The sequence below is a fragment of the Salipiger pallidus genome, from assembly GCF_014643635.1.
In the GTDB taxonomy this organism is placed as follows: Bacteria; Pseudomonadota; Alphaproteobacteria; order Rhodobacterales; family Rhodobacteraceae; genus Salipiger; species Salipiger pallidus.
The window spans coordinates 1060418-1087092 of the sequence record NZ_BMJV01000001.1; the positions used below are offsets into that span (position 1 = coordinate 1060418).

22 protein-coding genes and 1 tRNA gene are annotated in these 26675 nt (G+C 63.8%); 14 read left to right on the forward strand and 9 right to left on the reverse strand.

What is annotated here, in order from left to right; all coding sequences use genetic code 11:
• Positions 1–200 precede the first annotated feature (200 nt).
• The 8 genes from IEX41_RS05140 to IEX41_RS05175 all read left to right on the forward strand — a co-directional run bounded on the left by IEX41_RS05140 (position 201) and on the right by IEX41_RS05175 (position 8159).
• On the forward strand, positions 201–1103 hold the full coding sequence (locus IEX41_RS05140) for a LysR family transcriptional regulator (protein ID WP_188789109.1): 903 nt from the start codon (positions 201–203) through the stop codon (positions 1101–1103).
• Between the two features lie 142 nt (positions 1104–1245).
• A complete protein-coding gene (locus IEX41_RS05145; RefSeq protein WP_188789110.1) occupies positions 1246–2259 on the forward strand; it encodes an ABC transporter substrate-binding protein in 1014 nt (337 codons plus the stop codon).
• Positions 2256–2960: an isochorismatase family protein gene (locus tag IEX41_RS05150; protein WP_188789111.1), complete on the forward strand. Its 705-nt coding sequence runs from the start codon at positions 2256–2258 to the stop codon at positions 2958–2960. Before IEX41_RS05145 ends, IEX41_RS05150 begins: the two co-directional genes overlap by 4 nt.
• A gap of 11 nt (positions 2961–2971) precedes the next feature.
• Entirely contained in the window at positions 2972–3358 is a 387-nt protein-coding gene (locus IEX41_RS05155; protein ID WP_188789112.1) for a Rid family hydrolase, read from the forward strand.
• Complete coding sequence (locus IEX41_RS05160; RefSeq protein WP_229672931.1) at positions 3358–4164, forward strand: ABC transporter permease; 807 nt, start codon at positions 3358–3360, stop codon at positions 4162–4164. Before IEX41_RS05155 ends, IEX41_RS05160 begins: the two co-directional genes overlap by 1 nt.
• A gap of 1 nt (position 4165) precedes the next feature.
• Positions 4166–4972, forward strand: coding sequence for an alpha/beta fold hydrolase (locus IEX41_RS05165; RefSeq protein WP_188789113.1), 807 nt, complete (start codon positions 4166–4168; stop codon positions 4970–4972).
• Positions 4969–5772, forward strand: a complete 804-nt coding sequence (locus IEX41_RS05170; RefSeq protein ID WP_188789114.1) for an ABC transporter ATP-binding protein — start codon at positions 4969–4971, stop codon at positions 5770–5772. The genes IEX41_RS05165 and IEX41_RS05170 overlap by 4 nt, the downstream gene beginning before the upstream one ends.
• 374 nt (positions 5773–6146) lie before the next feature.
• The gene (locus IEX41_RS05175; protein ID WP_188789115.1) at positions 6147–8159 is read left to right on the forward strand and encodes a hypothetical protein; all 2013 of its coding nucleotides are present in this window, start codon (positions 6147–6149) and stop codon (positions 8157–8159) included.
• A gap of 984 nt (positions 8160–9143) precedes the next feature.
• Here the strand turns inward: IEX41_RS05175 and IEX41_RS05180 are convergent.
• The 4 genes from IEX41_RS05180 to IEX41_RS05195 form a co-directional block, all read right to left on the reverse strand.
• Positions 9144–9545, reverse strand: a complete 402-nt coding sequence (locus tag IEX41_RS05180) for an XRE family transcriptional regulator (RefSeq protein ID WP_188789116.1) — start codon at positions 9543–9545, stop codon at positions 9144–9146.
• Positions 9546–9811: 266 nt separating this feature from the next.
• On the reverse strand, positions 9812–11605 hold the full coding sequence (locus tag IEX41_RS05185; RefSeq protein ID WP_188789117.1) for a DUF927 domain-containing protein: 1794 nt from the start codon (positions 11603–11605) through the stop codon (positions 9812–9814).
• 98 nt (positions 11606–11703) lie between these two features.
• Positions 11704–11937 carry a helix-turn-helix transcriptional regulator gene (locus IEX41_RS05190; protein WP_229672932.1) on the reverse strand — a complete coding sequence of 78 codons (234 nt, stop codon included), beginning with the start codon at positions 11935–11937 and terminating at the stop codon, positions 11704–11706.
• Positions 11938–12367: 430 nt separating this feature from the next.
• A tRNA-Ser gene (locus IEX41_RS05195) sits at positions 12368–12457 on the reverse strand.
• Positions 12458–12720: 263 nt separating this feature from the next.
• On the opposite strand from IEX41_RS05195, the gene IEX41_RS05200 reads away from it, so the two are divergent.
• Genes IEX41_RS05200 through IEX41_RS05215 form a run of 4 tightly spaced genes read left to right on the forward strand, consistent with a single transcriptional unit; the run spans position 12721 to position 16594 of the window.
• The gene (locus IEX41_RS05200) at positions 12721–13620 is read left to right on the forward strand and encodes an SPOR domain-containing protein (protein ID WP_188789118.1); all 900 of its coding nucleotides are present in this window, start codon (positions 12721–12723) and stop codon (positions 13618–13620) included.
• Positions 13621–13677: 57 nt separating this feature from the next.
• Positions 13678–14859: a D-alanyl-D-alanine carboxypeptidase family protein gene (locus IEX41_RS05205; RefSeq protein WP_188789119.1), complete on the forward strand. Its 1182-nt coding sequence runs from the start codon at positions 13678–13680 to the stop codon at positions 14857–14859.
• A complete protein-coding gene (gene tmk, locus IEX41_RS05210; RefSeq protein ID WP_188789120.1) occupies positions 14856–15482 on the forward strand; it encodes a dTMP kinase in 627 nt (208 codons plus the stop codon). The genes IEX41_RS05205 and tmk overlap by 4 nt, the downstream gene beginning before the upstream one ends.
• A complete protein-coding gene (locus IEX41_RS05215; RefSeq protein ID WP_188789121.1) occupies positions 15479–16594 on the forward strand; it encodes a DNA polymerase III subunit delta' in 1116 nt (371 codons plus the stop codon). The genes tmk and IEX41_RS05215 overlap by 4 nt, the downstream gene beginning before the upstream one ends.
• A 215-nt stretch (positions 16595–16809) precedes the next feature.
• Here IEX41_RS05215 and IEX41_RS05220 read toward each other — a convergent pair whose 3' ends face one another.
• Positions 16810–17874, reverse strand: coding sequence for an Mrp/NBP35 family ATP-binding protein (locus tag IEX41_RS05220; protein ID WP_188789122.1), 1065 nt, complete (start codon positions 17872–17874; stop codon positions 16810–16812).
• A 239-nt stretch (positions 17875–18113) separates the two neighbouring features.
• On the opposite strand from IEX41_RS05220, the gene IEX41_RS05225 reads away from it, so the two are divergent.
• Positions 18114–18320, forward strand: a complete 207-nt coding sequence (locus tag IEX41_RS05225; RefSeq protein WP_188789123.1) for a DUF1127 domain-containing protein — start codon at positions 18114–18116, stop codon at positions 18318–18320.
• Between the two features lie 798 nt (positions 18321–19118).
• Positions 19119–22184, forward strand: coding sequence for a valine--tRNA ligase (locus tag IEX41_RS05230; RefSeq protein ID WP_188789124.1), 3066 nt, complete (start codon positions 19119–19121; stop codon positions 22182–22184).
• A 107-nt stretch (positions 22185–22291) separates the two neighbouring features.
• Here IEX41_RS05230 and IEX41_RS05235 read toward each other — a convergent pair whose 3' ends face one another.
• From IEX41_RS05235 to IEX41_RS05250, 4 genes are all read right to left on the reverse strand, one after another.
• Entirely contained in the window at positions 22292–23740 is a 1449-nt protein-coding gene (locus tag IEX41_RS05235) for a TrkH family potassium uptake protein (RefSeq protein WP_188789125.1), read from the reverse strand.
• A gap of 89 nt (positions 23741–23829) precedes the next feature.
• On the reverse strand, positions 23830–24057 hold the full coding sequence (locus IEX41_RS05240; protein ID WP_188789126.1) for a hypothetical protein: 228 nt from the start codon (positions 24055–24057) through the stop codon (positions 23830–23832).
• 165 nt (positions 24058–24222) lie between these two features.
• On the reverse strand, positions 24223–25314 hold the full coding sequence (folE2, locus tag IEX41_RS05245) for a GTP cyclohydrolase FolE2 (RefSeq protein WP_188789127.1): 1092 nt from the start codon (positions 25312–25314) through the stop codon (positions 24223–24225).
• A gap of 139 nt (positions 25315–25453) precedes the next feature.
• A complete protein-coding gene (locus IEX41_RS05250) occupies positions 25454–26641 on the reverse strand; it encodes an aminotransferase class V-fold PLP-dependent enzyme (RefSeq protein WP_188789128.1) in 1188 nt (395 codons plus the stop codon).
• Positions 26642–26675 lie beyond the last annotated feature (34 nt).

A 26675-nucleotide genomic window follows, 5' to 3' on the forward strand; every position in this document is an offset into this window, starting at 1 on the left:
GTCTAAGCTAGGATTACACAGCGCACGGTAGAACGTGACCTGTTCCTCTGAAAAGATCACGGATGCGAATACTTTTTGCTCAGCATTCACGCATCGGATGGGCAAACTGCTTGAAGCACCTCCTTATCAACGAACTGTAAGATCACTTTCGGCCATTGATGGTTACGGTAACCCGGCACCAAAATACCCGGATCATTTCAATGGACTTCACTACGCTTCGCTACTTCCATGAAACTGCCAGATCGCGGTCGATCCGCAGGGCAGCAGAGGTCCTGCACGTCACTCCATCTTCGGTCAGCCGCGCCATCTCAGGCCTTGAACATGACGTTGGAGCACCACTGTTCGAACGAAGTCGGCGTGGCATGACCCTTACTGCAGCCGGGATCCTTCTGTCCCGACATACCCAGCGCACCTTTCGAGAGTTCGACCGCGTCCGCGACGCCATCGACGACCTGCGTGGCCTTCATCGCGGCAATGTCACGCTCTACGCCGCCGAGGGACTGGTGGCCGAGTTCCTACCCGCCGTCATAAGTGACTTCGCTGCGCGCCACCCGCAGATCGGCTTCGAGATCCGTTTCGATTCGACCGATGGCATCGTCGGCGCACTGATTGACGACGTGGCCGACATCGGGATCACCTTCAACGGGCCAGCCCGTAACGACATCGCAACCGTGACCGAGCATATCGAACCGATCTGTTGCCTTGTCCGGCCCGGCCACCCGCTTGCCGAGCTCTCCAGACCACAGCTTGCTGACGTTTTGGGATGGCCGCTGGCGCTGCCGGAGACATCTTTTGGGATGCGCCGTATGGTCGATGTGGCGATCGCGCGCAGCTCAGGGGTGCCGCGCATCGCAATCAACACCAATTCGCTGGAGCTGACCAAGCGGGTTGCCATGACCGGCGACGCAGTCGCCTTCATGCCCGGTTTCATGGTGCACAAAGACATAGCGGCAGGGCGGTTGCTCGCGCTGCGTCTTAACTGTCCCGATCTCGAAGAGGCGCGCGTGTCGGTCTGTGTTCACCGCGACCGGGAACTGTCCTTCGCCGCAAAGGCGTTGTCATCGCTTCTCACCTCACATTTCCGGGCGCTCGGCGCGGGCTAGGCTGCGTGTTGTGTTTTGCGCAACGCCAGCGTGCGACATTGGCACTTTTTGGCGCCGCAGACTCGGATAGGCTGTTGTCATCCGGCCCACTGGCTCACCAGCAAGAGGCCGGCACAAAACAGCGATCCAACAGGAGAAGTCCATGACACACCCGTCCCTGGGCCGGCGGAGCTTTATGCTCGGCCTTGCCGGTCTGTCCGGCACCGCAGGCCTCGGCATGCCTGGTTTTGCCCACGCCGCCACGCCCGCCCGTATTTCTGAGGCCATCCACCTCGGTCTCTACATGCCGCTCTATGCCGCGATGAACGGCGGCTTCTTCGAAAAGCATGGACTGACCCCCGATCTCAAGACCGCGGGCGGTATCGCCCAGCCTGTCCCCGCGCTGCTGTCGAATGCTGCGGATTTCGCCGTCACCGGCACGGGCATGTCGATCAATGCCACCGTCGAGGGCGCGCAGATGGTCAACGTCGCCAAGATCGCCGGGATGATCTCGGTCTGGGTCGTGGCAAAGCCCGGCATCACCTTCAACGGGCCCGAGGATTTCGCCGGCAAGACCGTCGCCACGCTGAAATTCCCGTCCAACACCTACACCACGCCGTTCTACGCGATGAAGCAGGCCGGCATGGACCCGGAAGCCGATGTCACCTGGCTTCAGCTGCCCTTCGGTGCGCAGCTTCAGGCGGTCGTCGACGGGCGGGCCGATTTCGCCACCGTCTTCGAATGGGACGCCTCAATCGGCGCGACGCAGTTCGATCTCGAGGTGGTCTATTCGCTGGGCGAGGCGCTCGGGCCGGTGGTGTTCTCGTCGTCCTTCGTGACCGCAGACTTCCTCGAACAGAACCCCGAAGCGGTGCAGGCCTATTGCAACGCCATCGCCGATGCGCAGCGCGCACTGCACGAGGATGAGCAACTTTTCATCGACGTCGCGGCCAAGGAGTTCCCGCAGATCGATCCCGAGGTGATCGCCGCCGCGCGTCCGCGCTTCTTCGGCGAGGTGCCGCTGGTGCCGCGCAACCCGACCATCAGCGCGCAGGAATGGCGCACGCTGGTCGACCACGAGGCCGGTGCAGGCACGCTGCGCGAAGATTTGCCCTACGAGCAGATGGTCGACAACAGCTTCGCCGAGAAAGCCGCGCAGGAGTTTGGCCTGTCATGAAGGATCTGAAGGATACGCGCCGGCTGGAATTGCCGGCGCTTCCCGAGCCGGTGACGCTCGACCCCTCCTCCACCGCGCTCATCGTGGTGGACATGCAGAACGCCTATGCGGCAAGCGGCGGCTACCTCGACATCGCCGGCTTCGACCTGTCGGGCATCGACGCGGTGAATGCCAATGTCGCGACGCTGGCACAGATGTGCCGCGACAGGGGCGTGCAGGTGGTGTTCCTGCAGAACGGCTGGGACGCGAGCTATGTCGAGGCGGGCGGTCCCGCTTCGGTCAATGTCGCCAAGTCCAACGCCCTGCGCGTCATGCGCGAGCGGCCCGAGCTGCAAGGCACGCTGCTCGCCAAAGGCGGTTGGGACTACCAGCTCATCGACGCACTGACGGTGCAGGAGGGCGACCTGCTCCTGCCCAAGCCGCGCTATTCCGGCTTCGTCAGCACGCCGCTCGATTCCATGCTGCGCTCGCGCGGAATCTGCACGCTGCTGGTCTGCGGCGTGGCCTCGAACGTCTGCGTCGAGACCACGATCCGCGATGCCTTCGGCCTCGAATACCACCCGGTCATGGTCGAGGACTGCTGCCTTCAGGCAGGGCCGCGCGCCATGCACGACGCCACCGTCTTCAACGTCCGCACCTTCTTCGGCTGGACGACCACGCTGGCAGAGGTGGACGCCACCCTGCCCGCCCCCGAACAATAAGGACACAACCCATGTTCACCCCCGTCATCCCCGAGGGCGCGCCCAAGCCCATCGCCCCCTTCGTCCCCGGCAGCCGCGTCGGCGACACGCTCTACGTCGCGGGCATGCTCGCGCTCGGCCCCGACGGCGAGAGCCTCCACACCGGTGACGTCAAGGCGCAGACCCGCTATGTCATCGATGAGATCCTGCGCGTCGTGAAGAGCGAAGGCGGCAGCGCCGAGGACATCTGCTACAACGCGATCTTCCTCAAGAACCGCGAGGATTACGCGGCCTTCAACGAGGTCTATGCCGAGTATTTCGGAGCCAACCCGCCGGCGCGCTACTGTATCATCTCAGAGCTGGTGCGTGACGAGCTGCTGGTCGAGATCGCCAGCACAGCCTATCTTGGCAAGCCGTGATGGCTATGGCGACGCATTCCTCTGCCCCGGCGCGTGCGCCGCGCCGTGGCCCCCTGGGCGAGACGACGAAGATCCGCCTCTACCAGATTGCGGTGCTGCTGGTCATCATCGCCCTGTGGCAGGTCGGGCTCTGGATCGGCTGGCTGAAACCCTATGTCTACGGCACCCCGCTAGGCGTGCTCCAAAGCTTTGCCACGCAGATCGCCGACGGCAGCCTGCTGCGGCATTTCTGGGTCACTGGGCAGGAGGTCGTGATCGGCTTCGTGCTGGGCTGCGCCCTAGGCAGTGGCGCGGGGCTGCTGCTCTGGCTCTCGCCGCTCTGGGCGAAGATCCTACACCCCTACATGATCGCGCTCAACGGTGTGCCGAAGATCGCCTTGGCGCCGCTCATCATCGTCTGGTTCGGCCTCGGCATGGAGAGCAAGATCGCCATCGCGACGATCATCACCTTCATCGTCGCCTTCCTCCAGGCCTATAAGGGCTCGCAGGAGATCGACCCAGACCTGATCCGGCTGATGAAATCGCTCGGTGCCTCACCCTGGCAGACCTTTCGCACCATCGTTGTTCCGGGCAGCGTCCCGTGGATCGTCTCGGCGCTGCGGCTCAACGTCGGCTTTGCGCTGATCGGCGCGGTGGTCGGCGAATACATCTCTGCTGAAGAGGGCCTTGGCTACATGGTCTACTACTCAGGCCAGCTCTACGACTTGAACTCGGTCTGGGTCGGCATCTTCAGCCTGATGATCATGGCGCTACTGCTCGAAGCCATCGTGGCGCGCCTCGAACGTTACCTCGACATGGAGCACTGACATGCCCTCCATCACCCTCCCCGACGGCGACACGCTGTATTACGAAGAACACGGGCAAGGCCGCCCACTGGTCATGGTCGCGGGCCTTGGCGGCATCGGCGCCTACTGGGCCCCGCAGGTCGCGCCCTTCGCCGAGCATTTCCGCGTCATCCTGCACGATCATCGCGGCACCGGGCAATCGAGCCGCTCGCAGATCACCTATTCGGTTGAGCAGATGGCCGCCGATACGCTGGCGCTGATGGATGCGCTAGGGATCGAACAGGCGGATTTCGTCGGCCATTCCACCGGCGCCTCGGTGGCGCAGGTGATCGCCGCCGAACATCCGAACCGGCTGGGGCGCATCATCCTCGCCTCGGGCTGGACCAAGGCCGATGGCTTCTTCCGCCGCTGCTTTGAGACCCGCAAGCAACTTCTGCTGACCGCCGGGGCGGAGGCCTACATCAAGGCGACACCGCTGTTCCTCAACCCCAGTTGGTGGATCCGCGACAACATCGACACCATCGAGCGCGGTGAAAGCGGCATCTACGGCGGCAACCATGACGTCGGGATCATGGCCAGCCGCATCGACGCGCTGCTGGTCTTCGACCGCACCGCCGACCTGCCCAGTATTCCGCACGAGGTGCTAGTGATGGGGGTCGCCAACGATCACCTGACCCCCGCCTATTTCTCTGAGGAGATGGCGGCGCTGATCCCAGGCGCAAAACTGTCAATCATGACCGACGGCGGACATGCCGCAAGCCAAGTGCTGCCGGACGAGTTTAACGCCATTGCGCTGGCCTTCCTGACCGGAGAAGGAGAGGCAGCATGAGCGCCCATGACACCGTCCTGACCGCCGAGGCTGCCCGCGTCGTCTACAACGAGGGCACCGATGCCGCCGTGGAAGCGGTGCGCGATATCACGCTCGAGCTGCGCCGCGGCGAAATCCTCGCTTTGGTCGGCCCATCAGGCTGCGGCAAGACCACGCTGTTCAACGCCATCGCAGGGCTGATTCCGCTTCAGGGAGGAGCGGTGTCGGTTGGCGGCGACCGGGTTGAGGATGCGAAGGGCCATGTTGGCTACATGCTCCAGAAGGACCTGCTGCTGCCCTGGCGCAGCGTGATCGACAACGTGACGCTGGGGCTTGAGATCCGCGGCATCGCAAGGACCGAAGCGCGGCGCCGGGCGCAGACGCTGATCGACCGCTACGGCCTATCGGGTTTTGAGAATTCGAAGCCTGCCGGCCTGTCGGGCGGGATGCGCCAGCGCGCGGCACTGATGCGGACGCTGGCCTTCGAGCCCGAGGTGATCCTTCTCGACGAGCCCTTCTCGGCACTCGACTTCCAGACCCGCATCCTGCTGCAATCAGACGTCAAGCGCATCATCCGCGAAGAGGGCCGCAGCGTAATCCTGATCACCCACGACATCGGCGAGGCGATTTCTATGGCCAACCGCATTGTCGTGCTGACCAACCGTCCTGCGACAGTCAAGTCTGTCTACGAAACGCCCTGGGGCAGTGAAGAGATCGACCCGGTCGCCGTGCGCGAGCGCCCCGAATACCAAGAACTTTTTTCCACGATCTGGCAAGAACTCGAACTAGCTCCGCGGCAGTGTGAGATCGGGCTAACCTAAGGGTTGGGAGTGGCGTGCAGAATTCGAGCACAGGTTCGCCGCTCTCAATTTTCTGAGCATTTCTGAGCGCTTCGTGTGGCTGTAGGTGACGTTGACGGTGCGCATTCCTACATCTGCGCGTTTGCGCGGCCAGAGGAGCATTGGGCCTATGATCTATGCCGACTGCGGCTCGATCCCCTGCGCGATGCGTCACATTTTCTAGGACTTCGAATTGATCCCGAGCAATGAGCGATCGGTCCCATGTGGATGCTCAGCCATTCCTAGCCGACCCGCTGGAACACCGCCGACAGCGCTTTCTTGATGACCAAGCTGCCTCCCGCTTGAGCGCGACTTTTCCAGCGCCTATTCCTCCGCAAGAATCGAAGCGAGGCAGCATGAACATTCAGCGTGAGACGAGGGAGCAAAAGCTCACGAAGCTATTCGAAGATGGCAAACTTGAAGAGGCCGGAGATGATGCCGCCTTTCTGACACGCCTGAACCAGATGGTGATCGGAAAGCGCCCCGATGTTCCTGCGAACACCCCAGCCGAGATCGCTGACGGGATCGACAGGCATGGCCGCCTCCACCCCCACCACGAGCTCTACTGCTTTGGGCACTGGCTACTGCTCGACCAAACCAACGGCTTTCGCGACAGTCGCGGTCACCCCATCGACCGCAGGCGCCTGCTCAAGTCTGTGGGTGCCGGGCTCGACCACCTGCACATGCGCGATCTCGCAACGAGATATACAGACAAGCTTGCCGAAGTTGAGACGTCGCCTGGTGAGAAGGCTATCCCCCGCCCGGTGCCGACGGCACGGGAAAGGTCAGTCTCAAACCTGACGAAGAAGGATCTCAGCACACGCTGGAACAAGCTCTTCGGGGACAAGATGAAGACCTCCGACTTCGACGCGCAGCTGAAGAGCATGAAGCGCGTCCTGCCGCTTTACATCGGCTACATCCAATCCGACCCGAAGACCCTCTGCGGCAAGACACTCAAGAGGTCGCCGAAGATCGAGGCGCTGCTGCACGCGTTGAAGACGCCTCCCAAACCATCTGCGAAACCGATTGCGTCGCCGCTCAAACCTCCGGCAGAACCGCTTCCTGCAGCGCGCGAGCCGTTCGAGATCGCCCTGCAATACTCCAGCGATGAACAGCGGGAGGAATATCGCGCCATTGTGGAGCCGGACCTGGCAATGCCGACCCTGACCTACACGCCGGAAGAGATGACGGCGACGTCTTCAGAGCATGAGATTGCGAAGAGCCGGAAGGGCAGACTCGTGTTGCAGCCGGCCATCGAGGTCCGGAAGAGCTACAGGACCGAGGCACTGCTTGATCGCATGGTTATCCTGCTGCACACCAGAGAGATCACCTCCCACAAGAGCATTCAAGGCAAGCTCCAGAATGCGACCGGCGCCAGCATGAAGGTGGTCAGTTGGGACGCCAGCATGCATCGGAAAGCATGGGGCTGTTCATTCCCTCGTGTTTCTGCTCCGGATCCCGGACGACAATTTGCGATCCTGATACAGGAGCCGACACCGGAGCTCTTAGCGCAGATTGTATCCACGCTGGAGACGATCTGTGGTGTGATCGGAGACGTGCGGATCCACATGATCGAACTCTCTGTCGATTTCTACATAAGGGCGATGACGCAGTCTGAGATGCTCTCGATGCGCGAGAAGTTCGTCGGCGCGCTGCACCGGCATCACTGGGTTTTGCCTACGTTATTCCTTACTGATGAGCCAAGTGACACGCGCAATATCGACCCCCGACAGAGGTTCACTGACGCACAGGGAGACGGAAAGACGCGCTACCTTTTCGCAGGCACGAAACGAGCTACCGACTTCGATGTCTTCAACCCAGAGATCCGGGACATCATCCTGACCTCAAGCTCAGGCGAGCGACTCCACCTCAACAGCACGATTTACAAAGGCGAGCAAGGAAGCAGTTGCTGGGTCAGCATCCAGCATAAGATCGCGGATGAGAGGAACGAGCTTACTGGCACCAAGAGAGACCTCGAGCAGAGTGACAGGCGAGCACGCATCGAGGTCACGCTCTCCGGGAGAAAGCGCCTTTCCGAACTCGGCACCGTGCAGGATCTTGCGAGTGCGTCGTTTCGCCAGCTCGGCAAAAGGTATCTCACCTTCAAGCTTGCTGCCATCGCCCCCCTGCAGCACGTGCTAGAGGACGCAAAGACGCAGCTGTCGAGCCGCGGCGTCTACGGGATCGAGCTCAGGCATCGTGCACAGGCGGAGCTCGAGCGCGAGACGGCCAAGAAAGATGGGAGGACGCCTCCGAGGATAAGCTTGGCAGACAGCGTGGCCCTTACGGACTGGACGGAGATGAACACCTGCATCGGTGAAGCACTGGACGCGCTGACGCGACGCTGGAAGCGTTTCTCGGGGACATGATCCAGGTGAGCCTGCTGGCGGCGCGGCGACGTCTGCATGGTTGGCTTCCTGGCTGTCTGTTGCGCGCTACCGGCTTTCTGCTCTTCTTCTCTCTTCCGGTAAGCATGGTAGAGCCTATATGGTATTGGTTGGGTTCCCCAGTTATTAGCTCCGCATGCTGCCGCCTGCAGAGCGGAGATGCCTGCGCCCCCCAAAAGTAAGAAAACACTGAAGATACCTGGACACCGCGACCTAGATCCGAGCTCAATCCAATTGGCCAATCCTCAACAAATCTGCGTAGCGAAGCCAAGTTAAGAGCTAATAGATGGGCGCGTCGCGGGTGACGGCAGCGCCGCATTCCGAGCGCGGCCGACGCGACCGCATAAAGGCTCTTCGCGCCGAGCAGAACCGCCTCTGGAGCGGTAGCGCCGTTGATGAGGTCTACCCTGGCATCGGCAGAGGGCTGGCCCGACGGAGCCTTGGCCCCTCCCAGAAGGGCAAGGCGCATATCGGACAACCACATACCTTGCCTCCTCTTAGTGATCCGCCTGTGCGCTCATCAGCCGAGCACCATTGCGGGATTCGATACCTTATTGCCTGAGCTTCGATGCCGTCACGCTGCGGCTGAAAGGCCGACGACGGGTGCGGCCGAAAAAGACGAGAAGTGATCTCGCTCCTGCGAGCACTGACGCAAAGAACCTTATTTTGCGGACCAAAAATGTAAACTTTTGTCAACTTAATGGAAACGTTGGCATCCGATTTCGGCGCATACTGCACGTTCTTACGGTCATAATGACAACCACACGTCAACCTGACGACAACCTTATGTAAACCTTGCGCAACCTGACGTCGGCGAGATCAGGCCCTTGCCGGACCACACGCTCACCCAAATGGGGACGGACTGCGAATCTCTGTAGCCATTGCGCCGAAGCCACCATACTCTTCACGCCCCCCCTCTGCAGAGACCGACAGGGGCCGCCGTGGATGCCGCCCCTCTCGAAACCATCAGACACCGAAGAGCCCCCTGAGCGCCGCCCTGCTGCGCGCCGTCAGCCTTGGGTCGGCGTCGTCTGAAAACTCGCGGATCGCCTCGATCCAACCGAGCTCGTTGGCCGTGATGGGCGTGCCGAAGATCTCAATGATCGCCTGCGCCGAGGTATCGCCAACCTGCTGCGCAAGAGCGAGACGAAGCAGATAGGCAGGATCGCCGTCGAGCGCCTTCGCCATCGACGGCACGCGGTCAAGCGCGAGCTTATTCGCGCCCTGCTTGATCATCGTGATCATATTTTGCGAGACGAAGCCCGCCTCATTTGCGATCTGAAGCTGCGATTTCCGGGGCTTCAGTTCCAAGACCCGGCGCTCGACGAATTTCGCGAGATCGGTGTCCGCAAAAGGCTTGTTTGCCATCGCTTTTTTCCTTTTCTGTCATGCATTTCGCAACGTCTGCTGCATGACTTTCTTATAGCGACGGCTCCTGTGGGGACTGCGGCGGGAAGCGAAAGTAGCAGCGCTTCCGGCTTGGACCACCCGGACCACCCGGACCACCCGGACCACCCGGACCACCCGGACCGGAGCCTGTATTGGCCAGGCGGTCAAGAGGTCGAGGTGGTCCGGGCGGTCCAAGTCAGTTCGGACCGAAGATCGTCTCGTGCTACCGCACGCCTTTGCAGCGGCTAGCCGAGATACGGCACGAGGGCTTCTTCCCTGACGGCATAGACCCGCGGCCGGCTCGGGAACTTCCGCCCCAGCCTCTTCTGCAAACTACCCGGTGTCGACGCATCCAGATATCCAACATCCTGCAGGGCGCGCGCAGCATCCTGAGCCTCTCCATCATTAAAGATCTGATGCCACCACTCCGGCCTGACGTGGTAGAACCCGTCAATGCGCCATCCCGCCTGCACCTCACTAATCGCCCCCGGCTCCGTCGCAAAACGGGAGGGGGCAGCCCGAATAAACGCTGAGAGCTGCTCCAGATGCGCAGCAACTTCTGCACCTGTCGCAGCATCGCGCCCCTCGAACCACTTCTCGAGAACGCCAAGCGCCGCCTTATGCGCCTGGCCCGGCTGCCACCCCGTGATGTCGTAGCCCGTGGCGAGTTCTCCGGCGACAGCGGCGATCGCGAAGCGCTTCATCACGCGCTGCACCTGTCCTTCCGGCAAGATGCCAAGTGCTGTGCTCCAATGGCGCAGGAACTTGGCAACCGTGGAATCGATGTTACGCTTCACATCGCCCCCGTTCGTGACCGTTTTCACAAGCCGTTCGACAAACCGACGCCCCGCGACCCCATTCGCCTCGCCAACCCGCTGCTTCAAGCCATCAGCAAAGGCACGACCGTTCTCGAACTCGTGGAGCTCATCGAACGCGCCATAGCGCTGTCCGGTCGCTTCGATGTCGATCAGGCGCACCTCCTGCCCGGCGTAGATTGCCCTGTTCGCCGTCTTCATATGCTCCTCCAGAGAGATTTCCCCGCTCGACAGGATCGGCACCTGCCAGCGCAATGTGTTCCGCTGCGCGCCGCCAGAGGTCATCCTGCTCTTGCCGCGGCCATTCGCGAGATCGTAAGCGATATTCCCAGCCAGCTTCGGGTCAACCTGATGCAGTTCGTCGAGCACGAGCAGAGTGTCATTGCTTGCAGCCGCAACCACTTCGAAGCCATTGTCCGTCCCGCGCCAGCTCTGCACGAACTCTGGCGCGCCCCAGACCGAGGCCGCGACCCCGAGCAGCGTTGACTTCCCTCGCGAGGACGCTCCACGCAGGTGAAAGCCGCCACCGTCGCTTCCGAGGATCGAGAGCAGCGGCCCGCTGAAGGCGTGCGAGACCGACAGCATCATGAGCGGATTGCCGATGCAGGCCAAACCAATCTTGTCGCGCCATTCCTCGAGCGAGCCGCGCGCACGCCGTGTATGCTGGACCTCCCCCGACACTCCCTCGAGGAAGACCTCAGACTTGCCGATTGCGCGTCCCGCCCCGAGCACGAAGGTATCGTGCTGATCATCGACCCAGCCCAGCCGCTCCACGCGGGTGATGCGTTTGCGGGGTTTCCACTCCTTCAGTAGCTTCCGGATGCTCTTGGCGACCTTGTCGACCTCAGCAGGCTCAAAACCAAAATCGCGCATCGGAGCGAGAGGTGCGAGGGACGTGCCGCCATCATTGAGCTTTTCGATGAGGACTTCGTGCCACTCGCCATCCGGATCCTGAACGGAGACAATCTTCGCCCAGCCGCTCCCGTTGGCCTTACGGGTCAAGCCATGCACGATGACCGGCGAGCAGATCCGCACGGCGATCTCATCAGTATCCTCGTTGCCGCGCATTTCGTATATCCCGTCCTCACGCAGCATGAAGCCATCCGGAATGCGTTCGGGCTGAGAAAGGTCCGAGTCGGTCTCCGGGGTGGCGGGTCCGAGTGCCTCGCTGGGCATCTCAAGGCGTTCCGCGTGCAGGGTGATGGTGTTGCTCTGATCAGTCATGTTCGGTCTCTCTGGGTCAAAGAAGGTGCGTCCGGCGCACCAAGGGCACGCCGGTCCGGCTTTTGCAGTCGATGGCTCAGGCCGCCGACGCGGCAGCGTCAGCTCAGGCCGACGGGTTCGAAATCGAGGAACATCGCGAGGCCGCAGCGCAACCGGCCCTCGTAATCCTCAATGTCGGCGAGACGCCAGCGGGTGGTATTGCCGCCGAGCTTCACAGGCGCTGGAAATTCGCCTTCACGCTTCCAGCGCCAGATCGAGTCCTTCGAGACGCCAAAACGGCTTGCAACCTGCTCGACCGAGAGATACAGGTTCATCGTGGGATCGTGCATCATGTGTTTCTCTTCCATGTTAGGCACACAAAAATACCCCGGCACGGAGCTGGCACTCTGTAGCTCGGGGTTGGGTTTCGATTTCGCGAAGTTTGCTTAGAACATAAAATTGACTGCAAAGTCAATAAAATGGCTCATTGTGCTTAGCTTTTCGCGCTGCGCAGTTGAAGCTGAGCGACGAAAACCTTCCTATGCATGCGCCTGATGCAACTCCCTCAGCCGCAAGCTGTAGCTGAGCATTCGAGTCATCCACCTGCCACTCTACCCCGCTGAGCAAGAGCCGCTATACACCGGCTCTGTGACTTGAGCACCAAGCACGGCATCCTGTTGCATCACGTGGTGTGCTATTGCGATTCCAATGGTGGCAAGGATGGTGCATTGACATCCGATAGTGATAATTTTCGCATAAATACTAGAGGCCTGGACACCTTTATGGCGGAGGCTCAGGGATTCGAACCCTGGGGACGCTCTCACGCCCGACGGTTTTCAAGACCGTTGCAATCGACCACTCTGCCAAGCCTCCGGTTTGCATGATCTACCCCCCACGAAACGATTCTGAAAGCGGCAGAGCATCGAAAACCGCCGATCACGACATTGCAGGCTTTTCTTGATCGGAGCATACCGTTAATCTGCGGCCAAACCACCGGTCCGGGAACCGGCGGCGACCTGCCGGCGGGACCGGGGAAAACCGCCGCCGTCCCGTGAACCGCAGAGCAACCCGGCAGCAAGATCCGGGACGAGCAGACGACCGGGCACCGCGTCCCGACGACAGGCAAGGACAAGAACATGCGCAGACTGTTTCCGATGCAGCGCAAGGCGGGCTTCCGGCTGGCCCTTTTGCTTGCCGGCACCGCCGCCCTCGCGGGCTGCGAGTCCGTGGACATGCCCGCGTTCCTGCAGTCGAAGGACGGCGGCTCGGGCAGTGCCACGGCCCCCGCCGCAGCCTCCCGCACCACCGAGCGTGATATCGAAGCGCCCGAGATCTTCCACGTGACCGAGGCCGGTCTTTGGGACGGACGGCCCTCTCTGGGCGGTGTCTGGGTCGCACACCCGGACGTGAAAGACCCCGAGAGGGTCATCATCCGCAACCAGAATAATGGCCAATTCGTCATCGGCGCGCTGTTCCGGCGCGAGCGTGAAACCCCCGGGCCGCAGCTGCAGGTGTCCTCCGATGCCGCCGCCGCGCTCGAGATGCTGGCAGGCTCGCCCACCAACCTTGACGTGATCGCCTTGCGCCGCGAAGTGGTCGATGCCCCTGCTCCGGCCACCCCTGCGGCCCAAAGCACTGACGCCATGGCACCGCCGGCCCCGTCCGAGGTGACCGAAGGTACGCTGGACCCGGTGACTGATGCCGCCACGGCCGCCATCGAGGCCACGCCCCAAAGCGCGCCGGACGCAGCCCCGGCCCCCGAGCCAGTGGCTCCGCCGCCGGCGCCGCCCCAGACCTCGACGCTGGACCGCCCCTACCTGCAGATTGGCATCTTCAGCGTCGAGCAGAATGCCGAGAACACCGCCACCGCCATGCGCCAGAAAGGCATGGTGCCGACGGTTCTGGAACAGACCAGCTCGGGCAAGACCTTCTGGCGCGTCATCGTGGGCCCCGCCCAGAACGCCTCGGAGCGGACTGCGCTGCTGGCCAAGATTAAGGCTGCGGGCTTCACCGACGCCTACGCCGTGACGAACTGATGCGCCCACGGCAGGCCTGCCGCGGGACACGACCGATAAAGGACAAAGGAGCCCCCCATGATCCTGTCCCGCCCGCTGCGCCACCTGCTGGCCGCCGCCTCCGTGGTGGCGATGACCGCCAGCCAGGCCGCCGCCTTTGACACCTCGGCCCGTGCGGCCTTCGTGCTAGACTATACCACCGGCACCGTGCTGCTGGCCAAGAACGCCGACGAGGCCCTGCCGCCTGCGTCCATGTCGAAGCTGATGACGCTCTACATGGCGTTCGAGGCAATTCACGATGGCCGACTGTCGCTGGATGAACGGCTGCCGGTCTCCGAGCACGCCATGTCCTACGGCGGCTCGACCATGTTCCTCAACACGCAGGACCGGGTCCGGGTCGAAGACCTTCTGCGCGGCATCATCGTGCTCTCGGGCAACGACGCCTGCGCGGTGATCGCCGAGGCGCTGTCGCCCAACGGCACCGAGGCTGGCTTTGCCGAGATGATGACCCGCCGTGCCCAGCAGCTGGGCATGACCAATTCGACCTTTGCCAACGCCAGCGGCTGGCCGAACCCGGAGCAGCGCATGTCCATGCGCGACCTGACGCTGCTGGCCACCCACATCATCGAGGATTTCCCCGAATTCTACGAGATCTTCGGCGAAACCCGCTATGAATTCGACGGCCGCGCGCCGTCAAACGTGAACAACCGCAACCCGCTTCTGCGGCTCGGCATCGGGGCTGACGGCCTCAAGACCGGCCACACCTCCGAGGCGGGCTATGGCCTCGTGGGTTCTGCCGCGCAGGACGGACGGCGGGTGGTCTTTGCAATCACCGGGCTCGACAGCGAACGCGCCCGCGCCGAGGAAAGCGAATCCATCGTCAACTGGGCCTTCCGCCAGTTCGCCGAGCGCACCCTGCTCGAGGCCGATACCGAGGTCGCCCGGGCCGATGTCTGGCTTGGCGCACAGGACAGCGTCGGCCTCGTGGCTCAGGAGGACGTGACCCTGCTGGTGCCCTTTACCCCGGGCGCGACGCTCGAGGCCGAGGTGGTCTACACCGGCCCGCTCAAGGCCCCCATATCATCGGGACAACAGCTGGCCGAACTCATCATCCGCCCAGAGGGCCTGCCGGAACACCGCGTGCCGCTGTTCGCCGCGCAGACCGTTGATGGTGGAGGTTTCAGCAAGCGCATGATGACCGTGAGCCGCGCGCTCATCGGTCGCATCCAGGAGCCGTCCGCTACCGGCGAGGCGATGTGACCGGCACCAAAGGGCTGTTCGTCAGCCTCGAAGGCATCGATGGCTCTGGCAAGACCACGCAGGCGCGGCTTTTGGCCGAGCGTCTGCGCGAGGCCGGTCGCGAAGTGGTCCTGACCCGCGAGCCCGGCGGCTCTCCCGGTGCCGAAGAGATCCGCGCGCTGGTGCTGCAGGGCGATACCGACCGCTGGTCGGCGGAAACCGAGCTGCTGCTCTTTACCGCCGCTCGCCGTGACCACCTCGAACGCACCATCCGCCCGGCGCTGGTGCGCGGCGCCATCGTGATCTGCGACCGCTTCGCCGATTCCACCCGGCTCTACCAGGGCCTGTCGCGGGGTAATCTGCGCGGCGCGGTGGATACGCTGCACGCGCTGATGATCGGGGTGGAGCCGGACCTCACACTGCTGTTCGACATGGACCCCGAACTTGCCCTGTCCCGCGCCAAGGCCCGCGCCACCGCCGAGGAAAGGTTCGAGGATTTTGGACTTGGCCTGCAGCAGAAGATGCGCGCGGGCTTTCTCGGCCTTGCCGCCGAGTTCCCGGAACGGTTCCACGTCATCGACGCGGGCCGCGCCCCCGAAGTGGTGGCACAGGACGCGGCGGCTGCGCTAGAAGCGCGGGCATGAGCGACGACATCCCCCAGCCCGACCGCGTCGAAGGCGCGCCCCATCCTCGCGAAACGCCTCTGCTCTTCGGGCAGCAAGCGGCGGAAGAGGTGTTCCTGCAGGCACACAATTCAGGCCGCCGGCATCACGGCTGGCTGATCTCGGGGCCGCAGGGCCTCGGCAAGGCGACGCTCGCCTGGCGCATCGCGAAATTCCTGCTGGCAACCCCTCCGCAGGACGGCGGAGGCCTCTTCGGTGCGCCGCCACCACCGGAGACGCTGGAGATCTCCGGGGATCACCCCGTCTCGCACCGCATCCAGGCCCTGTCCGATCCGGGCCTCTTTCTGCTGCGCCGGGCCTGGGACGACAAGGCCAAGCGGCTCAAGACCCAGCTAACCGTGGACGAGGTGCGCAAACTCAAGAGCTTCTTCTCGCTGTCCTCTGCCGAAGGCGGGCGCCGGGTGGTCATCGTCGACAGCATGGACGAGCTGAACACATCGGCCGCCAACGCAATCCTCAAGCTGCTCGAGGAACCGCCCGCCCGCACAACGCTGCTCATGGTGGCGCACCAGCCCTCGCGCCTGCTGCCGACGATCCGCTCGCGCTGCCGCGAGCTGCGCCTCGCACCGCTGGGCCCCGACGACATGGCCCGCGCCCTCGGCCAGGCCGGGGCCGACGTGGCAACCGAGGATGCGCAGGCGCTCGCCGCCCTGTCCTCGGGCTCGGTGGGCGCGGCCATGCGGCTGCTCAACAATGACGGGCTGCGCCTTTACGGCCAGATCATCAGGCTGATCGGCACCCTGCCCCGGCTCGACCGCCCAGGCGCCATCGCCCTTGGCGAAAGCACCGCCGGCAAGGTGAACGAGGCGCGGCTCGACCTCGTGCTCGGCCTCGCGGACATCGCCATGTCCCGCCTTGCCCGCACCGGCGTCACCGGCATGCCGCCCGCGCCCGAGGCCGCTCCCGGAGAGGCCGAGACCATGCTGCGCCTCGCCCCGGACATGGCCCGAGGCCGCGCCTGGGCCCAGCTGGCGCAGGATGCCGGGGACCGCGCCCGTCACGCCCGCGCGGTCAACGTCGATCCCGCCGCGCTGGTGCTCGACCTCATCTTGCAGATGCACAAGATCGCCTGACCACCGCTCAAGCCACCCGCCTCGCGCGACACGTTCCCAAAGCCCGCCGAGCGGCCATGCCCAAAAGAAAGGGCGCCGCATCTCTGCCGCGCCCTTTCCCGATTTACTTTGACCTGAAATATCCCGGGGGAGCCTCCGAAGGAGGCGGGGGCAGCGCCCCTCCCCCCTGAGACGCATCACAATGGCTGGGACTGCCGCCCCGAAGGCCACCGCCCTTAGGCGATCCCGGCGGCGATGAAGCGCTCGGCCAGCGCCTTGTAGGCCTCCGACATAACGCCATCGCCAAGCGCCACGGGACGCCCCTCGTCACCGCCAACGCGGGTCTCGAGGTCGATGGGAAGCTGCGCCAGCACCGGCAGGCCAAGCTTCTCGGCCTCGGCCTGCACGCCGCCCGCACCAAAGACATGGGATTCATGGCCGCAGTCGGGGCAGATGAACATGGACATGTTCTCGATCAGCCCCAGCACCGGCACCTTGAGCGTGTCGAACGCATCCAGCGCCTTGCGCGCGTCGATCATCGCCACGTCCTGCGGGGTCGAGACAACGATGGCCCCGGCAAGATCGCTCTTCTGGCCTAGCGTGAGCTGAACATCCCCGGTGCCCGGCGGAAGGTCGACCAGCAGGATATCCAGCTCGCCCCACTCCACCTGCATCATCATCTGCTGCAGCGCCCCCATGAGCATGGGCCCGCGCCAGACCACTGCCTTGTCCTCAGGCAGCATGAAGCCGATGGACATGAGCGTCACGCCGTGGGCCTCAAGTGGAATGATGGTCTTGCCGTCCGGCGAGGCGGGGCGTTTCGAGATCCCGAACATGCGCGGTTGCGACGGCCCGTGGATGTCCGCATCCAAAAGACCCACCCGCCGACCGGCCTTTGCCAGCGCCACGGCGAGGTTCGAGGACACGGTGGATTTCCCCACCCCGCCCTTGCCCGAGCCGATGGCGATGACCGATTTCACGCCCGGAGGGTTCATCCGCCCCTCCTGCGCCTTCATGTGCCCGCCCACCTTCAGCGAAGGCGCGGGTTTGGGCGCCGAATGGGCTGTCAGAGCCACGCTGACGCTGTCCACACCGTCAAGATCTGCCACGGCCCGCTCTGCGGCGGCACGCAGGGGCTCCATGTGACGGGCAACTTCGGGATTCGGTGCCTCGATGACAAAGCGGACGGAGGCCCCGTCAACGCTCAGGGCTCGAATCAAATCCCTCGAAACAAGGTCGCCGCCGTCGGGCAATGGTAGCGCTGCCAGCCGTGCCTTCACCGCGTCGATTGTCGTACTCATGGTCCATCCTTTCGAGAATTGCATGTTGACGCTGGGTCAATATGCGCTGGCCGCAAACCTGGATCCGTTAGCGCCCAAAAAAGTCGCTTAACGCCTCGTTATTGCACAACACCCTGCCAGAACGTCCATGCGCAAACTGCATATCGGCCTTGAGGAAGGACGGGATTGTGCAGTCGCAGCATTTCCACCATTTTGACCTCAACAACGACGCAAACGATGCACATAGGCTAACGAACAAGATGGCATACGCAACCGATCACAGCACCCACGGCCGCAGCGCCTTCGCCGGTATCGTGGCTGCCTTCCGCGAGCGCAGCGCACGCCGCCGCCTCTACAAGGACACCCTTCGCGAGCTGAACAGCCTCAGCTCCCGCGAGCTGAGCGATCTGGGGCTGCACCGCTCGATGATCCGCCGCATCGCGTACCAGGCCGCCTACAGCGCCTGACGGAATACAAGGTTTCGAGACGCTCTCTCCTCCTCCCTGAGCGTTTCGGACATCGGCGACGGCCCCTCTCCTCCTCCCTGGGGTCGTCGCCATAAAGAATTCGGATCGGAGCCCCCTCTCCTCCTCCCTGGGGCGTTTCGACAGAGCGGCGATCTCTCTCCTCCTCCCTGAGATCGCCGCACCTTACAAAGGGGCCCCCTAGGCCCCACATCTTCGGAGCCCCCTCTCCTCCTCCCTGGGGCGTTTCGATAGCGCGGTGATCTCTCTCCTCCTCCCTGAGATCACCGCACCTTACAAAGGGGCCCACTAGGCCCCACCTCTTCGGAGCCCCCTCTCCTCCTCCCTGGGGCGTTTCGATAGAGCGGTGATCTCTCTCCTCCTCCCTGAGATCACCGCACCTTACAAAGGGGCCCACTAGGCCCCACATCTTCGGAGCCCCCTCTCCTCCTCCCTGGGGCGTTTCGATAGCGCGGCGATCTCTCTCCTCCTCCCTGAGATCGCCGCACCCTACATCGGGCAGACATGGCCCATCGGTTTCGGAGCCCCTCTCCTCCTCCCTGGGGCCTTCGGAAAGCAAGACGGCGGCGCCCCTCCTCCTCCCGGGCGCCGCCGTTTTCATGTCTGGTTCAAACCTGGCGCGTGGATGGGGCTCTGCCCCAGCCGCTGCGCGGCTTCCCCGGGATATTTGCGGTCAAAGGAAGCCCCTGCGCGGCGCCGGCGGCGATCTGCGGCCTTTTCCTTTGAGGCGGCATTGGATAGACGAGGCTGAACAACGGATGATGGCACGGGAAGAGACCCATGGGCATGGACAAGACCTTTGACGCGGCCGAGGCCGAGGCGCGGATCTACGAAGCATGGGAGCAGTCGGGCGCTTTCAAGGCGGGGGCGAACGCCTCGAAGGGCGAGAGCTTCACCATCATGATCCCGCCGCCGAACGTGACCGGCAGCCTGCACATGGGCCACGCCTTCAACAACACACTGCAGGACATCCTGATCCGCTGGCACCGGATGCGCGGCTTCGACACCCTCTGGCAGCCGGGACAGGACCATGCGGGCATCGCCACGCAGATGGTGGTGGAGCGCAAGCTGGCCGCCGAAGGCCAGCCCGGACGGCGCGACATGGGCCGCGAGGCCTTTACCGCCAAGATCTGGGAATGGAAGCAGGAATCCGGCGGCACCATCATCAACCAGCTGAAGCGCCTCGGCGCATCCTGCGACTGGTCCCGTAACGCCTTCACCATGAGCGGCGCCGAAGGGGCGCCCGCCGGTGAGGAAGGCAACTTCCACGACGCGGTGATCAAGGTCTTCGTGGAGATGTACAACAAAGGGCTCATCTACCGCGGCAAGCGGCTGGTGAACTGGGACCCGCATTTCGAGACCGCGATTTCCGACCTGGAGGTCGAAAACGTCGAAGTTGCCGGCCACATGTGGCACTTCAAGTACCCGCTGGCGGGCGGCGCGACCTACACCTACGTCGAGAAGGATGAAGACGGTAACGTGCTCTTCGAGGAAGAGCGCGATTACATCTCCATTGCCACCACCCGTCCCGAGACCATGCTGGGCGATGGCGCCGTGGCCGTACACCCGTCGGACGAACGCTACGCCTCGATCATCGGGCAGCTTTGCGAGATCCCGGTGGGGCCGAAAGAGCATCGCCGCCTCATCCCGATCATCTCGGACGAGTACCCGGACCCGACCTTCGGTTCGGGCGCGGTGAAGATCACCGGCGCGCATGATTTCAACGATTACCAAGTGGCCAAGCGCGGCGGCATTCCGATGTACCGCCTCATGGACACCCGCGGCGCCATGCGCGCCGACGGCCTGCCCTACGCCGACTGCGCCGCCATCGCCGCAGAGGTTGCCCGTGGCGAGCGGGAGCTGACCGAGGCAGAGGCCGACGCCATGAACCTCGTGCCCGACCACCTGCGCGGGCTCGACCGCGAGGACGCCCGCAAGGCCGTCGTGGACGAGATCTCGGCCGATGGGCTGGCGGTGATGACCGAAAGCACCGATCCGCGCCTCGGCAAGCCGATAAAGGCGCCCGTGGCGCCCGAGGAAGGCGGCGAGCCGCGCGAGGTGGAGCTGGTGCCGCTGGTCGAGGCCAAGCCGATCATGCAGCCCTTCGGCGACCGCTCGAAGGTGGTGATCGAGCCCATGCTCACCGACCAGTGGTTCGTGGACACCTCCAAGATCGTCGGCCCGGCGCTGGACGCCGTTAAGGACGGCAAGGTCCGGATCATGCCGGAAAGCGGCGAGAAGACCTATTACCACTGGCTCGAGAACATCGAGCCCTGGTGCATCTCGCGCCAGCTGTGGTGGGGCCACCAGATCCCCGTCTGGCACACTCCCGGGCTGGGGGGCGAATGGCGATCCTTCTGCGCCCCGAGCGAGGCCGAAGCGCTGAAACAGATGCACGACTTCTTCGGAGAGGACGCCGAGTTCCTTGCCGTCGAGGATGCCGCTGCCGCCGAGGACATGATCGCCGACCTGCTGTCGCAGGGCACTGATTTCAGCGGCGTCGACCAGCGCCGCCGGGCGCAGGCGATCCCGTTCTTCCGCGACCCCGACGTACTTGATACGTGGTTCTCGTCAGGGCTCTGGCCCATCGGCACGCTGGGCTGGCCCGAGCAGACTGAAGAGCTCAACCGCTACTTCCCAACCTCCGTGCTGGTGACGGGGCAGGACATCCTGTTCTTCTGGGTCGCGCGGATGATGATGATGCAGCTGGCCGTGGTGGACGATATCCCTTTCCACGATGTCTACCTGCATGGCCTCGTGCGCGACGCCAAGGGCAAGAAGATGTCCAAGTCGCTTGGCAACGTGGTCGATCCGCTCGAGATCATCGACGAATACGGTGCCGATGCCCTGCGCTTTACCAACGCTGCCATGGCGTCGCTTGGCGGCGTGCTCAAGATGGACACGCAACGGATCGCGGGCTACCGGAACTTTGGGACAAAGCTGTGGAACGCCACCCGCTTTGCCGAGATGAACGAGGCCGTGGGCCTTGGCGGCGGTCTGCCCCAGCCCACCGCGACGGTGAACAAGTGGATCCTCGGCGAGACCGCCAAGGTGCGGGAAGCCGTTGACGCAGCGCTGGCCGACTACCGGTTCAACGATGCCGCACAGGCCCTGTACGCCTTTGTCTGGGGCGTGGTCTGTGACTGGTACGTGGAGTTCTCCAAGCCCCTGCTTCAGGGCGAGGATGCCGCCGCCAAGGCCGAAACGCAGGCGACCATGTCCTGGGTCATCGACCAGTGCCTTATCCTGCTTCACCCGATCATGCCCTTCATCACCGAAGAGCTCTGGGGAACCGTGGGCACCCGGTCCAAGATGCTGGTGCACGGCGACTGGCCGACCTACACCGCCGCCGAGCTGGTGGATGCGGACGCCGATGCCGAGATGACCTGGGTCATCGCGCTGATCGAAGGGGTGCGCTCGGCCCGGGCACAAATGCACGTTCCCGTGGGCCTTTACGTGCCGGTTCTGGTCACGGGCCTCGATGCCGCCGGACAGGGCGCATGGGACCGCAACGAGGCGCTCATCAAGCGTCTGGCGCGGCTCGAAAGCCTGACGCCGGTGGACAGCTTCCCCAAGGGTTGCATCACCGTGCCCGTGGGTGGGGCGTCCTTCGGGCTGCCGCTGGCCGAGATCATCGACGTCGCCGAAGAGAAGCTCCGCCTTGAGAAGGCGCTTGGCAAGCTGAGTAAGGAATTGGGCGGCCTGCGTGGGCGCCTGAACAACCCCAAGTTCGCCGAAAGCGCCCCCGCCGAGGTGGTCGAGGAAGCGCAGGCCAACCTTGCCGCCCGCGAGGAGGAAGAGGCCAAGCTGCGCGAGGCGCTGAACCGGCTCGCCGAGATCGGCTGAGCTCCCGGCTCATGAACGTGAAAAGGGGCGCCCTTGCCGGGGCGCCCCTTTTTTCGTCTCGCGTGTCCGTCCGCGACCGGCCACCCTGCCGGCAGAGCGAGGCTCCGTCAGGCGCGCCAGAACCGCGCGGTAAAAATGGTGAAGACCACCATGACCTCGAGCCGCCCGGTGAGCATGGCAAAGGCCAGCATCCACTTGGCGGGGTCGTTAATGGTGGAAAAGTTGCCCGCCGGGCCGATGATGTCCCCAAGGCCCGGCCCCACATTCGCCAGCGCCGTCGCCGCGCCCGACAGGGATGTCACGAAATCGAGGCCCGTCATTCCCAGGGCAACCGCCATCACCCCCAGCGTGACCACGAAGAAGGCAAAGAAGCTAAGAACCGAATAAAGCGTCTCATCATCCACCGGCCGACCATCGAAGCGCGGGGTGAAGACGCCGTGCGGGGCGCGGATGCGTTTCAGCTGGACGCGGATCGACGAGAACAGCAGCTGGTAGCGGAAGATCTTGATCGAGCAGGCAGTCGAGCCCGCGCACCCTCCGATCAGGCCGATGAAGAAGAACAGCGTGATGAGGAACGGGCCCCACTGCATGTAATCCACAGAAGCATAGCCGGTGCCGGTGATGATCGAGCTGATGTTGAACAGCGCCTCGCGGAACGCCTGCTCCGGGTGATGCGGGAACTTGAACACCAGCGTGCCCGCCACCACGACCACCAGCGCGAGGATCACGCCGAAGAAGGACAGCACCTGCGTGTCCCGCCAAAGCGCCCGGTAGTTGCCGCCCAGCATCTGCACGTAGCGCACGAAGGGCAGCGCCGCCGAGACCATGAAGACCGCTGCGACATATTCCGCAGGGCCGGTGAAGGCGCCGAAACTCGCATCGTAATTGGCAAAGCCCCCGGTGGACAGCGTGGTCAGCGCATGCACCACCGCGTCGAAGGCGGACATGCCGCACAGCAGGTAGGCCACGGCGCAGGCCAGCGTCAGAGCAACATAGATGGTGGAGATGGACGAGGCGATCTCGGTGGCGCGGGGCAGGATCTTGCCCATGGTCTCGAACGCCTCCGAGCGGAAGACCTGCATGCCGCCCACCCTCAGTTCAGGCAGGAAGACCATGGCGACGACGATGATGCCCACACCGCCCAGCCATTGCAGGATGCCGCGCCACAGCAAGAGCCCCTTGGGAAGCGTATCCAGCCCGGTGAAGACCGTGGCTCCGGTGGTGGTGAAGCCGGACATCGCCTCGAAATAGGCATCGGTAAAGCTGGCTTCGGTAGCGCCGAAGATAAAGGGCAGCCCGCCGAACAGCGGCAACACCGCCCAGACCGATACGGTCAGCAGGAACCCCTGCTGCAATGTCAGCCCCTCCCGGGGGGCGTTGGCGCAGGACAGCGCAAGAAAGCCTCCGGCCAGAAGCGTCACCACGCCCGTTTCGAAGAAGACATGCCATTCTCCCCTGCCCTCGGCGATGTCGACGAGCATCGGCAGGAACATGGTGAGGCCAAGGGTGGCCACGAGCAGGCCGACAACATATGCGACAGGGCGAAGATCGAACATGGCGCAGCGTTGGACCGCCGCCGCGATGCTGTCAAGCAGGGTCGCACGCAGCGGCCGGCCCCAAATTCCCCGGCAAAGAATTTGGCCGCCTAGCCCACCAGCAGGTCGCGGAAAACATGCGGCAGGATCTGGTCTCGGCTGAGCCCCATGCGCGCCAGCTGGTCATCACTGTGCATCTCGAGGCGAATGATCTCGCCCATGCGCGCGCGGCGCAGACCATGCGGGTTGAGCCCCAGCCCGATGCTGACGAAATAGAGGTCGATCTTCTGCCCGAGCGACCCGCGCCCCATGGCAATCCTGATGTTGTCTGCGCTCATTCGGAAACTTCCTGCACATGCGAGTTTCCTCCCGCCACAAGACTTGGGGCGTTTCCCAAAGATGTCCCGAATGGCCGGTGTTTTACTTTCCACAACACGGCATTCTGCGCGGAAATTCAGCCACCAGAGCCTGTACTGCCGTGGTTTCTAGCGAGCGGCAATAGGTCAGCCGACGTGGAACAGCCCCTGGAACAGGCGCGGGTCGAGACTATCGTTGGCAAAGGTCGTCCCCTCGGTCAGCACCGACACCGCGTCGTGGGAATGCAGGCTTTCCTGATGACTTGCCAGCACGCGGTAATCGCCGATGCGCGGATCGGCTTGCAGCTGTTCGGCAAAAAGACGCGCCGCGTCCTCGACGAAGATCGGGTTGGCGGCGTTGAGCTCGGCGAATGCCTGTTCGTCCTCGCGCTTGACCATCACCTGCGTTTCCGTCGGCACGGCCTTGCGGCACAGCTCAATGACGTCTTCAAACCACAGGCAAGACCCTTGACGCATCTCAAGCGACAAACGCGCCACAGACCGCTGCGAATGCGGTGTTGCCAGCTGGCCGCGGGTGCGTCGGGCATGTTCCGACAGCTCGAGCGAGCAGGGGCAGGTCGAGCTGTAAACGTAATCAAGGTGCAGGATCTTGCGCCGTACCCCGTCCGTCTCGACCAGCTCGAGGGCGATGTCATAATACTGATAGCCCGACAGGCCGGACCGCAGGCTGCCGATCTTCATCGGGAATGACAGCCGCATCATGATGCGCGCATCAAAGCTGTTGAGGTCGGCCTTGTAATCGTCCAGCGCCGCTTCGATCACCTCGAAGGAAAAGGTCTTTTCCGAGTGGGCATAGAAGCTGCGCATGATGCGCGACATGTTGATACCCTTCTTGTCCGCCTCGAGGCTGACCGTCCCGGTCACCGAGGTTTCCAGAAGCAGCTCGCCGTTGTCGCGGGTGCGGTAGCGGATCGGCAGGCGGAAGTTCGAGATGCCTACGTGCTGGATCGCCCGGTTCTCGCCCCGGATCAGCGAGGATGGGCCGTTCTGAAGGTCTGGCAGCGTGGCGCGGTAGGCTTCGGTCGCCTCGAAGGCTTCAGGGTAGTCGCGGGCCAGATCCGGGTAGCCGACACCATCGCGGAACGGCACCAGCGCCGGGTCGAGGTCCGCCAGCTCTGCATCCTCTGCCTTGTCCGCATAGCGGCGCAGCACCGCGAGCGCGGCTTCGGCCTCTTCGCGGCTGGGCTTCAGATCGTGTTCCGGCGTATGGACATTCATGGCGCACCCTCGGGGCAGTTACCTGAGGCAAAGATAAGCACTGCCCCCGGTTTTTTACAGTATTTTATGTACCTCTTTCGCCCTGAGCCCGGCGGCTTCCGTGCGACAGGCGCCGCACGGAAAACGCCTTACTGGCTTCTCAGGCGGCGTCCAGCGCCTGCAGAAGGTCGGCCTTGAGGTCCTCGATATCCTCGAGACCGATGGACAGGCGCACGAGACCATCCGAGATGCCCAGCATGTCCTTCTGCTCCTGCGGGAGGCGCTGGTGCGTCGTCGTGGCCGGGTGCGTCGCGATGGATTTCGCGTCGGCGAAGTTGTTCGAGATGATGATCGTTTCAAGCGCGTTGAGGAAACGGAAGCAGGCCTCCTTGCCGCCCTTCACCTCGAAAGCCAGCACCGTGCCACCCGACGGGGCTTGACGCAGCGCCAGCTCCTGCTGCGGGTGGTCCGCATGGGTGGGGTAGCGCACGGCGGCGATCTTGTCGTGCCCCGACAGCGCATCGGCCACGGCCAGCGCGCCAGCGGCCTGCGCCCGCACGCGCAGTTCCAGCGTTTCCAGAGCCTTGAGGTGCGACCACGCGGTGAACGGGTTCATCGCGCCGCCGGTGTGCTTCATGTAGGCCTCGATCGGGCCGCGGATCAGCTCTTTCGAGCCGCAGATCATGCCGCCCAGCAGGCGCCCCTGCCCGTCCACATGTTTGGTGGTCGAGATCACCACCAGATCCGCGCCACAGTCCTTGGCGTAGGAGAACACCGGCGTCGCCATGGCATCATCGACGATGACCAGCGCACCGACTTTGTGAGCGGCCTCGCAGACATGGGCAAGGTCGATCACCTCGAGCGTCGGGTTTGAGATCGACTCGAGGAATACCACCGAAGTCTCGGGGCGCAGCGCCGCGTCCCATGCGGCGTTGTCGCGGCCATCGACCAGCGTGATCTCTACCCCATAGCGGCCCAGGACCTCTTCGAGCACGTAAAGGCACGAGCCGAAGAGCGCCCGCGAAGCGACGACGTGATCGCCGGCCTTGCACAGCGCCAGCAGCGCACCGGACACGGCGGCCATGCCGGAGGTGCAGGCAAAGCCGTCCTCGTAGCCGAGGTAGCCTGCCAGCCGGTCCTCGAACATGCGCATGGTGGGGTTGCCATAGCGGGCATAGATGAACTCGTCGTCGCCCACCTTGATGAAGCGCTGTTCGGCGGCCTCGGCGGTGTCGTAGACGAAGCCCTGGGTCATGAAGACGGCCTCGGAGACCTCGTTCCACTGGCTGCGCTTCGATCCACCATGCACAAGCTTCGTGCGGGGGCGGTTGTTGGTCTTGTCGCTCATCTGTCGTCCTTCCGGGCCCGCATGGCCCAAATCA